Here is a 13,241-nt window from a genome sequence, read left to right as displayed (position 1 = left end):
TTATAGTTGCGGCACCATCACCATCCTTTTATAATTCTGTTTTATAATACCAGCCAGTTTTTCAGGATGATCATAAATGAAAAAATGATCCCCGGGCAACACTTCATAATCAAATTCCAGCAGGGTGAACCTTGCCCAGTTGGCTATTTTGTCAACATGCAGCTCTTCACTGCCCATCATGGCATACAACGGAACACTCACCGGCTGCTCATCTTTCATATTGTTCCGTTCCGCGATCTCAAAATCAGCTCTCAGGATAGGTTCAAAAAAATCAAACAGCTCTTTGTTCTCAGTAAATTCCGGTGGCACCCCGCCCAGTTTTTTCAGCTCCGCAATAAAATCGTCGTGCGCCAGCAGATACCTGTTCTTATTTTCTCTCACATCCGGGCCTGCGTTCCCGCTAACAAAGAGGCAGATGGGAAACTTTTCTTTTTCCGCCAGCATATTGGTGATCCGCAATGCCAGGTAGGCCCCCATACTATGACCATATATAAGGAAGTTATCTGAGGTGAGCTTTTCCATAACCTGGTTGAAAATATCTCCGGCAGCCTGGTCAAATTCTTTCAGCAGATTCTCTTTCAACCTGCGTCCGCGACCAGGCAGCTCAAGGGGTACAACATCAAAGTCTTTCAGACGGGAGGTAAGGAACTGAAAGGAATAGCAGTTCCCTCCCGCAAAATGCAGAAGAAATAATTGAGGCCTTTTCATATGATTACTTTTTTATGTTACATATCAGTTGAGCATTGACGCCATAGGATCAGGAACCGATTCCCTGACAAGCTTACCATAGTCCATCCTGTATAGCTTATCGGCGCAGTTATAGTATCTGTCATCATGGGTTATGGCAATAATGGCAATGCCTTCTTTCTTCAGCAGGGGTATGATCTCTGTATAGAACTTCCGTCTGAAATAGGGGTCCTGGTCAGCAGCCCATTCATCAATGACCAGTACTGGTTTTTCTTCCATGAGCGCAGCAATAAGCGCCAGGCGCTTCCGTTGACCGGTAGAAAGCTCTGTAGTGGAAAACTTTGTCCCTTCCAGTGTTACCTTTCCTTCAAGTTCAAATAGCCGGATATAATAGTTCCATTTTTCCCGGTTGAATGTCTCCAGTCCAAGCAACTCTTCAAACAGGTAAAAATTACTGTAAACAACAGCGAACGCAGCCCGGTATGCAGGATAATTATCATGGCTGACACGTACGCCGTTCAACCTGATCTCACCGGCTGACGGCAGCCATAGCCCAAGCGTCATGTAGACAAAGGTGGTTTTGCCGCTTCCGTTACCTCCATATATAAAGGCCACCTCTCCTTGCCTGATGTCGAAGTTCACCGGTCCTACACCAAAAGCGCTTTCGTTATCATCATACCTGAATTCCAGTCCCCTGACAGATATACTTTCGAATTCCTCCCGGTTGATATATTTTTCGGGGAGAGGATTGCTGAAGCCGGCCTCTTCCAGCTCATTCTTCAGATCCACCAGGTGATTGGCAGCTACTCTTGCCCTCATAAGTCCCGGTAGTATTACCATAATGGTCTCAATAGCGCCTAAGAGGTAAAGAAGGGTAAATACGAAGCTGACAGTATCTTTGGGTTTAATGTTAAGCGTGATGCTGAAAAAAAGCAGGACAGAAGAAATAAGGATATAGAAAAGCACCTGTCCTGTGATCTGGTTGTTGAGAAAACCCGTAAAGGCGAGTGTATTGCTCCGGTATGCCTCCTTTGCAATAGGATCGATACTGTTTTCATAAATGTCCTTTCCCTTCCGGGGTTCAATGTATATCTCCTTAAAACCGTCCAGTAAAGCATTTGCCTTTGCCACAAACTTATTTTCAAGTACCCTCGTTTTCTGCAGGCTGCGGTTATTCTTTTTAGTACCGATATGGTACACTGTCACTCCCAGCAGCGCTACCCCTAAAGTAATAAGGAACAGCGTAAAGGAAATGGAGGCAAGATATCCAAGGCTGGCCAGCGCCAGTATGAGCGAAGTGGCAAAGCTGATGATGCTCATTGAAGCATCTGTCAGGATATATACATCATTGAATATCGCTGAATATATACGCTCCTTCCTCCCTGACAGTTGCTGGTATCCTGCTTTCAGCACATACGACAGTATCTGCAACCGTAGTTGCCAGAAGAGCGTCTGGGCAAGGTTGATAATGGCGAGCGATAAAGTTCTCCTGATCCATATAAACAATAATATCACGGATGCAAAGATGACGATGTATTCCCTGCTGATGCCGGTAAAATTGCCGGCAATGATAAGGCCTACCACTTTGGTGACCAGGTTGATGAACAGGAAGCTGAACAGCCCTGAAAGAATTCCCAGCAGCGTGTACCTGAAGAATCCCATTTTCCCGATCAGGGGTAACACAATCTTTAATATTCTGCGCATGGTAAATTTTCTTTACTGACGTTATACAATGATCTTCTTTCATACAGCACCTGCTCCAGTAGTGAGTGGTAAAGCGAGGTGATATGCAGGAGATCGTTTTCACTGAATACATTTTCACTACCTATGAATTCCAGCAGCAGACAGTTCCCGAATTCCTTTACGTGTAGCACCAGTGCTGTCTGTATAGTTGGCCTATGATGGTTCTCCGCCAACCCCGGCTCTTCTCTGTATGTTACGTCCCGGAGATAGTCATAGTTATGGTAGTTATATACAACTGTTGAACCCAGGAAAGCAGCCGGCGATATACCGGGAAGCTCGTTGATCAGCTTTCCGAACGGATAGGCGCTAAAGCCCAGGTCATCCAGGAAATCTTCCTGCAGCTCGCGGAAATATGCCGGTACAGGAGTATTACTGTCAATCCTGCTCCTGATAAGCAGGGTATTTACAAAGAAGCCGATCAACCCTGTTACATCCATATCTCCATAGTACTTGTGATGCCGCCCGGAAAGGCGTGTCAGGATAGTAATATCAGCCTGGTTCGTCAATCTGTTCAATACTATGTTCAATACTCCCAGCAGAAAAACGGTGCGCGTAACTTTGTTCTCCTTCGCGAACGCATCCAGGTCTTCCAGCAGGAAGCCTTCAATTAACAGGTTGCTGCAAATGCCATTCTGTTTTGTATGCACGATCTTTTCCCTGGCAGAAAATCTTACTTCAGGTAGACATTCATTCAGTCTTTGCTGCCAGTATTGCTTATGTTTTTCCCCTTCTGCGGACTGCACAAAGCTTTGCTGCCACCTTGCAAAATCGCGGTACTGGAACGGCAATGGCAATATATCAGCTTCGTTCCTACCGGTTGCTCCTGCATACAGCTGCATAAGTTCCTGCTTCAGTATTCCTGAGGAAAAACCATCTGAAATGGCATGATGCATATTCAGTACCACAAGTGACATGCCTTTCTCCAGTCTCAAAACATTTACGAAAAGTAACGGCCCTTTATACAGGTCAAACTCCCTCCGGTGTTCTTCTGCAATGAATTCTGCACACATCTCCGCCGTCATTTTCACAGGATGCTCGCTCACATCTACCTGCCATTCTGCTGCAGACAATACCTGCATGAAAATGCTGTCATTATCCGCAACAAAAACAGTCCTTAATATTTCATGCCGTTGCACCAGCCGGTTCACAGCCAGCCTGAGAGCATCTATGTTTATCTCCGGGTACTCTACATACAATACCATCGGATCTTCCAGTGAAGACCACCCTGAGAAATAACCAGCCATATTATATGATATTCCGGCAGGTGAATCCGCTGCCAGAGCAGGGATTGTATTGACGTTTACTATGGATGTTGTTTCAGTGGTAGCGCCTGATTCCAGATATTCAGCCATTTCCGCAACAGTAGGAAGATGGAACATGGTCTTCAGCGGCTCGTTTCTTCCAAAAGCCTTATTTATTCCCATATTCAGCCTGATCAGGTTAATAGAGTTACCTCCCAGCTCAAAGACATTATCCCTGATACCAATTCCTTCCCGGCCCAGCACCTCTTCCCATATCTTCACAAGAACGTGCTCCGTTTCGTTACGGGGCGCCTCATACGTCGTATCTGTGGTCATTGCCAATCCTTCCCTGACAGGCAGCTTCTTCATATCCAGCTTCCCGTTCGGCGATAACGGCAGTGATTCCAGTTGTACATAATACGCAGGTACCATGAATACCGGCAAGGTCTTGCTAAGTTGCGACCTGATACCTGCAACATTCAGTCCGCCACTACCCACCAGGTACGCGATCAGCTCCTTCTCTCCGTAAGCATTTGTTTTGGCAGCAACTACAGCAGATCTCACCCCATTACAGGCCATCAACGCGTTCTTGATTTCGCCCAGTTCTATACGATAACCGCGGGTCTTCACCTGGTCATCTTTGCGACCAAGATATTCTATACTGCCATCTGCCAGCCAACGGGCAAGATCGCCGGTACGGTATATTCTCTCCCCTGCTTTATAAGGGTTCAAAACGAACTTTTCTGCTGTCAGCTCCGGCTTGTTCAGGTACCCTCGCGCAACACCTGCTCCGCTTATGCAAAGTTCTCCGGTTACACCTGCAGGCACCAACGCGCCCAATTCATCAACAATGTATATTTTGTTACTCACCGGGCGTCCTATCGGCACTTTTGAAAGCATGGGCATCTGCCTGTCTGCCTGGAAAATGACGGAAGAAATTGTAGCTTCTGTAGGGCCATATTTATTGTAGAAGTTAACACGGGAATGCCATCTGTTTAGCAATGAAGAAGGACAATCCTCCCCCGCAGAAATAATTCTTCTGAGAGAAGCGCTATACTCAACAGCTATCTTATCCAATATGGCCGGTACCGCATGCAGATGTGTAATAGCATTCTCCTGTATGAAGGCATTCAATGCAACGTCGTCTATCAGCAGATCTGCGGTGATCACATATAGCGTAGCACCAGATACAAGAGAAAGGAATATCTGTTCAACGGAAGCATCAAATGAAAAATTAGAGGTCTGCAGGATACGCTCATCTCCTTTTAAACGATAAACATCATTGATCGCAATAAGGTAATTCACCAGGTTTCCGTTCTCAATCATCACTCCTTTAGGAGAACCGGTAGAACCGGAGGTATAGATCACATACACCAGGTCAGCAGGTTGATTCACCATTGCCAGGTTTTCACGGCTATAGTTATCTGCTACTGTCGAAAAATGTTTTAAGCTGGCTGCATCCAGCAGCATCTTACAGTTACTGTCTTCCAGCATATAGTCGATCCGCTCCTGCGGATAATCCGGATCAACCGGCAAATAAGCAGCCCCTGATTTCAGCACACCCAGCAGGGAGATGATCATTTGCTCACTACGGCGCATTCTGACGCCTACCAGGTCATTGGGACCTACACGATACTGCTGACGCAGGTAACGCCCCAGCTGGTTGGCCCTTTCATTTAGTTCCCTGTAGGTGAAAGAATTACCATTAAACATCAATGCAACCTGGTCAGGGGTACGTACTACCTGCTCTTCAAACAATGTCATCAACGTTTTATCTGCAGGACGATCATACACAGTGTTATTAAATGTCAGCAGCAGCTGTTCCTTCTCTGCCGGGCTCAGGTAATCCAGCCTGTTTAACGGCATATCCGGGCTGGCTGCGGCAACGGCTAACAGCTGTTCCAGGTGGTCTGCCAGGCGTTCCATGCTGTTCCTGGCATATATGTCATTGTTGTATCCGACACGGATATACAGTTCATTCCCTGTATCAAATACATCAAAGGTGAGATCTACTTTTACTGTTAAATGCTCTTCTCCTTCATAAGCCCCTATTCTCATGTCGTCCTGGCTGGCGCTTTCCTCAATATTATTCGGTTGTTTCAGTACAAGCATTACGTCAAATAAGGGACTGCGGCTGATATCCCTCTTCAGGTTGAGGGCATCGACCAGCTTATCGAAGGGATACAGCTGGTTATCATAGGCATCCAGCGTTACCTGCTTTACATTCTCAAGCAACTGCCGGTAAGTACCAGTACCCTCAAAACGGGTCCTCAATGCCAGCGTATTTACATAAAAGCCTATCTGGTCTTCCAGGTTTGCATGCGCCCTGCCGGCCACAGGACTGCCAACAATAATATCATCCTGCCCGGTATAACGGTATAACAGGGTATTGATAGTGGCCAGCAGTCCCATAAAGAGCGTACTGCCTGTTTCCTGGCAAAGAGACTTCAGTTCACCGGTAAGTTTTGTATTGATACGTCTCTTTATACTACCGGCATTATACGTTTTCAATGCAGGACGTATCTTGTCAGCAGGCAGCTGCAGCACCGGCAGCTCTCCCTCAAATTGCTTCAGCCAGTAAGCCTTCTGATCATCCAATGTATTACCATTCACCTGCTCCTGCTGCCAGGATGCGTAATCCTTGTATTGAATGCGCAGGGGAGACAGCGGGTTCTCTCTCCTGTTCCTGTGCATATGATAGAACAACAACAGTTCGCCCACCAGTATATCCATAGACCATGCATCACTGATAATATGATGGATTACGTGAGAAAATACCCACTTGTTATCAGCAGGCTGATACAGCCCAACCCGCAGCAATGGTCCGTTTGCAAGATCAAAGGCAGTGGTCATATCCTCTTTTACCAGTCTGCGGATCACTGCTTCATTGTCTGCTTCCTCCCGCAGGTCCAGGTATTTGATACTGAAGCCGGACTCCTCTACAGGCAGCACATACTGACGTACTTCCCCATTCTCCAGCTCCCTGAAAACAGTGCGGAGCACTTCATGGCGGGCAATCATGGTATTGAAGGCGGCTGCCAGTGCTTCAAAGTCCAGCTGACCTTCAAAAAAATAACTTCCGCTCATGTTATAAGAGATGTTAGCCTCTTCCATCCTGCATAACACCCATAACCTGTACTGGGAAGATGACAGCGGATAATGCTCCTGTACAGGTACAGTGCTGATCTCCACAAATGCTGTCTTTTTAGCACGCTGTATAAAAGCCGCCTGCTCTTCCAGCACCGGAACAGCAAAGAGGTCCTTTAAGCTGATCTTTGCTTCAAATGTTTTATATACCTGGCTGGCCAGCCGCGTAGCTTTCAAGCTATGACCACCCAGCTCAAAGAAATTATCTTTTATGCCGATCTGTTGTTTACCCAGTATAGATTCCCAGATCTCTGCCAGTTGTTTTTCAGTTGCACTCCGGGGAGCTACATATTCATGTCCGCCAGGCAATCCCATACCTTCCGGCGATGGTAACCGCTTGCGGTCCAGCTTCCCGTTGGGTGATAAAGGCAGCGCTTCCAGCTGTACATAATAACCCGGCACCATGTAAGCAGGTAAGGTCTTGCCCAGGTAAGCCCGCAACACCGATGCCTGCAGGGCTTCACCTCCTACTACATATGCTACCAGCTCTTTCTCTCCACTGCCAACAACCCTGGCTATAACTGCTGCTGCTGTTACTGACTCATGGCCCTGTAATGCAGACTCTATCTCTCCCAGCTCTATGCGGTAACCACGGATCTTCACCTGGTCATCTTTACGGCCCAGGTATTCTATATTCCCATCTGCCAGCCAGCGACCAAGATCTCCTGTACGGTAGATCCTCTCCCCGGCCCTGAACGGATCTGCTACAAACTTCTCCGCTGTCAGCTCCGGTTTGTTCAGGTAACCCCGCGCCAGACCAGTGCCTCCTATACAGATCTCCCCTGCTACGCCCACAGGAACCAGCTGATCATCACTGCCCAGCACATACATAGACGTGTTCCAGATAGGACGGCCAATAGGGATACGACGATCTCCACGCTTGGTGGCATAGTAGGTTACATCCACAGATGCTTCCGTAGGGCCGTAAAGGTTATGGATGGGTACATCCACCCTGTCATACCAGCTGTTCACCGTTTCCACCGGTAAGGCCTCTCCACTCGTAATAACACGGCGGAGGCTTTGCAACTGTTCTGCCAGATCTGAACGGTCTTCCACGGAGGATAGGAACGCCTGTAACATGCTTGGTACAAAGTGAAGGCAGGTAACACCCTCGCGGTTGATCAGTGCTACGATACGGTCCGGTGAACCTATATCATCCTGTTCACAGAGCACCATGCGGGTGCCCCAGCATAAGGGCATCCACAGCTCCCAGACTGATACGTCAAAAGTGAACGTCGTTTTCTGCAGGATGATATCATCTGAACGGAAACCATAGTGAGACCACATCCATTCTATACGGTTGATCACACCACGATGTTCCAGCATACAGCCTTTAGGACGACCGGTAGAGCCGGAAGTATAGATCACATACACCAGGTCTGTGGGTTGATTCACCAAAGGCAGGTCCTCACGGCTATAGTTATCTGCTACTGCCGTAAAGCGCTCCATAGCGCCTGCATCCAGCAGTGTTTTACAACCACTGTCCTGCAGCATATAATCAATACGCTCCTGCGGATGACCGGGATCAACAGGCACATACGCGCCGCCTGATTTCAGTACGCCCAGCAGGGCAATGATCATCTGCTCGCTACGCTGTAACTGAACACCCACAAGATCATCAGGACGGATATGATACTGCTCACGCAGGTAAGCGCCTAACTGGTTGGCCCGTTCATTCAGTTCACGGTAAGTAAAGGAAGTACCGTTAAACACCAATGCCACCTGCTCTGGCGTACGTGCCACCTGTTCTTCAAATAAGGCTACCAGCGTTTTATCAGAAGGGTAATCATGTGTAGTATCATTAAAGGCAAACAGTAACTGTTCCTTCTCCGCTGCACTCACATAATCCAGCCGGTTCAGCGGGATGGACGGCGCTGCAGCTATAGCTGCCAGCAATTGCCCCAGGTGTGTGCCCAGCCGCTCCATCGTAGATTTTTCATAGATATCACTGTTGTACTCAATGTCAAGCAGCAGGGACTCTCCCTGCTCTGCAAAATTGAAGGTCAGATCAAACTTGCTGATCACTTCTCCGCTACTCTGGTACCCGGCTACATTTATTCCGGCCAGGGAGCGTTGTTCATCGCGACTGCTGATCTTCGTGTTCTGTAATGCAACCATTACATCGAACAGCGCATTACGGCTCATATCACGCTGCAGGTTCAGCTGGTCTACCAGGTCATCAAAAGGATATACCTGGTGTTCATACGCACCTAATGTCACCTCCCTGATATGGTCCAGCAGATCCCGGAAACTCTTATTTCCTTTAAACTGTGCCCTGAGCGCCAGTGTGTTTACATAGAAACCGATCTGGTCTTCAAGGTCTGTATGCTCGCGCCCTGCAACAGGACTACCTATAATAATATCTTCCTGGCCGGTATAACGGTACAGTAAAGTGTTCACAGCTGCCAGCAGTCCCATGAACAGGCTGCCCCCCTGTTCGCGTACCATCCCTTTGAAGTTCCGCGCTACATTTCTGTCCACAGAAACATGCACCAACCCGCCATTATGCGTTTTAACAGCCGGACGGGGCCTGTCCCCCGGTAATGCCAGTATGGGCAATTCCCCTTTGAACTGCTCTAACCAGTAATTCCTGTGGTATTGCAGCTGTTGGCCGCTCAGCTGTTGCTGCTGCCATATTGTATAGTCTTTATAGTGGATACGCAAAGGCGCAATAGCCACCTCTTCGCCCTTAACATATGCGTTATAATAAAGTAAAAGCTCTTTCATCAGTATCCGCATGGACCAGCCATCGCTGATAATATGATGCATGGTATAGGTAAATACCCATTTGTTATCTGCTACCTGGTATAAGGCGGCACGCAGCAGCGGGCCATCAGACAGATCAAACGGTGTGGTGATCTCTGCCTGCACACACCGGCGGACAATTCCATCGCGGTCTTCCTCCTGCCGGAGGTCTGCAGATAATACTTCAAATCCGGTTTCTCCCGGATGGAGGATCAGCTGACGCAGCTCTCCTTCTTCATCCTGCCTGAATACCGTACGCAGGCTCTCATGGCGGGCAACCAGCTTTTCAAAACCATGTGATAACGCAGCCACATTCAGCTCACCCTCAAATATGTAAACGCCTGGCATATTGTAAGCCATACTGCTTTCCTCAAACTGGCTCAGTATCCACAACCTGCGCTGAGAAGAAGATAAAGGATAGGATTCCTGCTTTGGGGTTACAGGGATATCAGTGCTGGTGCCGGACTGCACCTTCTTCAAAAAATCAATAATGGCAGCCTTGCTGGCCCTGAGCTTTTGCAGCACATCTTCCGCCGGCATATCACCCTCAACGCTTATCTTCAGATCTTCTCCATATAAGGAAATGTCAATACCGCTATCCTTAAAATCCCTGATCAGATGTATGATGTTCATATAATAAACGATTTGTTTGAAGCATTGCTTTTCTCTTCCAGCAACAATTTGATGTCATCTATATAAAGTGCGATCTGGCGTATGGTCTGCCTGTCAAAAAAGTCTTTCACCGCCAGGTTGATCTCACATTCCTTTTTTATTCTCCTCAATAACAGCATTCCCTTCAATGAATCTCCTCCCAGTTCAAAGAAATTGTCCTCCACTCCTATTCCTTCCATTCCAAAAAAATCTTCGAACAGTGCCGTCAGCGTTTCTTCTGTTTCTGTTGCAGGAGCTGTGTAAACAGTTGAAAGGCCATTCCGTTCCTGTTTGACAAACACATATTCACGCTGCGTATCTTCTTCCTGTAGTGTGACTGCCACTGCGTCAGCCGAAAAGAATCCACTTTCGAAAGGATCTACCTCTGTAGGGAACTTCACCGGTTCAAAACTGTAGCCAGGCAACGAAATGCGGTTACGACGCTCCTCTCCGTAAAAAGCATCCCAGTCTAAACTTACTCCCGCGCTCCACAGCTGGCCAAGACCATTGTTCAGGTAACGTACATCATCGGCACCCTCCTTCACTCCACGCACAAGGTTCACTACCGGTACATCCGTTACGCCGGGTAAATGCTGTTTAACCAGTTTGGACAATGAAGCCCCGGCTCCCACTTCAAGGAATACCAGGCCTTTGCCCTGCTGAAGTAACGTAGTCACTCCCTGGCTGAACTGCACTGTCTCACGCAGGTGACGTACCCAGTAATCAGCACTGCAGGCCTGCTCCGCACTGATCAGGCCTCCTGTCAGGTTAGACACGAACGGAAGCTCAGGCTTATTGAACGTTACCTGTTCCAGCTCTGAACGGAACGCTTCCAGGATGGGGTCCTGCATCGATGAATGAAAGGCATGGGAGGTATGAAGCTTCACATGGGGTATATCTGCGGCAGAGAGTTTATCCATCAATGAGGCCATCTGTGATGGCTCGCCGGAAAAAACTACCTGCTCAGGGCCATTCACTGCTGCCAGTGAAATACCTGTCTCCAGGTACGATGTGGCCTGCCCGGCACTCATGCCCACGCTTACCATGATTCCTTTCTCAACACTGCCCATCAGCGCTCCTCTCTTCAGTACCAGCCGTAAACCATCTTCAAAGCTGAACACGCCGCTCATACAGGCGGCTACATATTCTCCTATGCTGTGACCAAGCATATAACGGGGTTTGATTCCCATGCCCTGCAATACGCGGGACAGCGAATAGGAAACCAGGAAGATCAGCGCCTGGGTATAACGCGTATCATTGATACGGGTATCTTCCGGTGATGAGGGGAACAATACTTCTCGGAAATCTTCTCCCGTCAGCTTCTCTATGATCGAAAAACCGCGGTCCATTTCCTGGCGGAACACCGGCTCTCCGGCATACAGGTCCCTGCCCATTTCACGGTACTGGGAGCCCTGGCCGGGGAACAGGAATACCAGCCCTCCGTTACGTTCCTGGCTGCGTACAAACAGGCCTTTGTTACGGCTGTCCTGCAGCTGGCTTAACAGGTCTTCACGGTCGCGGTACACCAGTGATTGCCGCCACGTGAAATGTTTCCGCCCGGCCTGTAAGGTATAGGACAGATCTCCCAGGTTGGTTCCCGGCTCCTTCAGCAGGAAGTCCTGCAGGCTATCCAGGTAACGGCCCAGCGATCCTTCTGTTTTCGCTGATACGGTCAGCAGTTTATAGGTGCGTTCCGGATCTGTGGCCTGCGGCGCCGGCGCTTCTTCCAGCACGGCATGTACATTGGTACCGCCTATTCCGAAAGAGCTGATACCGGCGCGGAGTGGTGCAGCATCATTCCGTTTCCATTCCTGCAGATGGTCGTTCACATAAAAAGGGCCTCCGTCAAAATCTATCTCCGGGTTAGGCGCTGTAAAGTGAAGACTGGCAGGTATCTTTTTATGTTTCAGGCTGAGGGCCGTTTTGATCAGGCCTGCCACGCCGGCCGCCGTATCCAGGTGGCCTATGTTTGTTTTTACAGAGCCGATGGCAATAGGTGATGTCTTGTCTTTACCGAAGGCGATATTCAAAGCCTCTATTTCTATGGGATCTCCCAGCAGGGTACCTGTTCCATGCGCTTCAACGTAGCTGATGGTATGCGGCTCTACCCTGGCAAACTTATGCGCCCTGGCAATACATTCCGCCTGTCCTTCCACGCTGGAGGCGGTAAATCCCACCTTCCTGCTGCCATCGTTATTGATGGCGCTGCCTTTGATCACACAGTAAATATGGTCCCGGTCAGCAATAGCATCCGCCAGTCTTTTCAGTACCACTACACCGGCGCCTTCACCGGAAACCGTACCACTGGCCTCTTTGTCAAAAGCTTTACAGTGGCCATCGCGGGAGAGGATCATTCCTTCTTTATAGAAGTACCCGCGCTCCTTGCTGGTCCTGATCGTAATTCCGCCTGCCAGCGCCATCTTTGCCTCTCCCAGCAGAAGGCTTTTACAGGCCAGGCTGACAGCTACCAGCGACGTTGAACAGGTTGTATTAACAGAAAAAACAGGGCCTTTCAGGTTCAGTTTATATGCCAGCAGGGAGGCAAGAAAGTCCTTGCTGACCAGGTTATTGAAAGTGATCTCGTCCAGCTTGCGGTCCCTGTTCCGGATACCCGCATAGAGCTTCCAGTTGGAATCATCTCCTGCACCAACATATAAGCCAATTCCTCCTTTTTGCTGCTGCGGATCATATCCTGCATCTTCCAGCGCCTCCCACACACATTCATGAAAGATCCTGTGTACGGGATTCATGATACTGGCATCGTCCGGTCTGTAGCCAAAGAAAGAATGATCAAATACATCCTTGTCCTGCAGCCGGGCAACAGCGTTCACAAACCGCCCGTCTTCAAAGGTGCTCCTGTCCACGCCAAGTGCTGCCAGCTCTTCTTCAGACAGGAAGCGGATGGATTCTTCACCGGCGGACAGGTTATCCCAGAATTCCCGCCAGTTACGGGCGCCGGGAAAGCGGCATGCCATCCCGACTATTGCTATCTCTAATCCGGTATATTTCTGATTATTCGTCATCTTG

General features: G+C 48.7%; 4 protein-coding genes. All 4 read right to left on the bottom strand.

The window, feature by feature from the left end:
* From GO493_RS24395 to GO493_RS24380, 4 genes are read right to left on the bottom strand one after another with little or no spacing between them, the layout of a single operon-like run.
* Entirely contained in the window at positions 1-708 is a 708-nt protein-coding gene (locus GO493_RS24395; protein WP_157308853.1) for a thioesterase II family protein, read from the bottom strand.
* 24 nt (positions 709-732) lie between these two features.
* On the bottom strand, positions 733-2,391 hold the full coding sequence (locus GO493_RS24390) for a cyclic peptide export ABC transporter (RefSeq protein ID WP_157308852.1): 1,659 nt from the start codon (positions 2,389-2,391) through the stop codon (positions 733-735).
* Positions 2,376-10,196, bottom strand: a complete 7,821-nt coding sequence (locus GO493_RS24385) for a non-ribosomal peptide synthetase (protein ID WP_157308851.1) — start codon at positions 10,194-10,196, stop codon at positions 2,376-2,378. The genes GO493_RS24390 and GO493_RS24385 overlap by 16 nt, the downstream gene beginning before the upstream one ends.
* Entirely contained in the window at positions 10,193-13,237 is a 3,045-nt protein-coding gene (locus GO493_RS24380) for a type I polyketide synthase (RefSeq protein WP_157308850.1), read from the bottom strand. Before GO493_RS24380 ends, GO493_RS24385 begins: the two co-directional genes overlap by 4 nt.
* Between the last annotated feature and the right edge of the window lie 4 nt (positions 13,238-13,241).

It is taken from the genome of Chitinophaga tropicalis (assembly GCF_009758205.1).
In the GTDB taxonomy this organism is placed as follows: domain Bacteria; phylum Bacteroidota; class Bacteroidia; order Chitinophagales; family Chitinophagaceae; genus Chitinophaga; species Chitinophaga tropicalis.
This window is presented reverse-complemented; position numbering and strand designations above follow the sequence as displayed.

Excerpts from the sequence above, each read along its gene's own strand:
- GO493_RS24385 (WP_157308851.1), bottom strand. The coding sequence starts at position 10,196 with ATGAACATCATACATCTGATCAGGGATTTTAAGGATAGCGGTATTGAC.
- GO493_RS24380 (WP_157308850.1), bottom strand. The coding sequence starts at position 13,237 with ATGACGAATAATCAGAAATATACCGGATTAGAGATAGCAATAGTCGGG.
- GO493_RS24395 (WP_157308853.1), bottom strand. The coding sequence starts at position 708 with ATGAAAAGGCCTCAATTATTTCTTCTGCATTTTGCGGGAGGGAACTGC.
- GO493_RS24390 (WP_157308852.1), bottom strand. The coding sequence starts at position 2,391 with ATGCGCAGAATATTAAAGATTGTGTTACCCCTGATCGGGAAAATGGGA.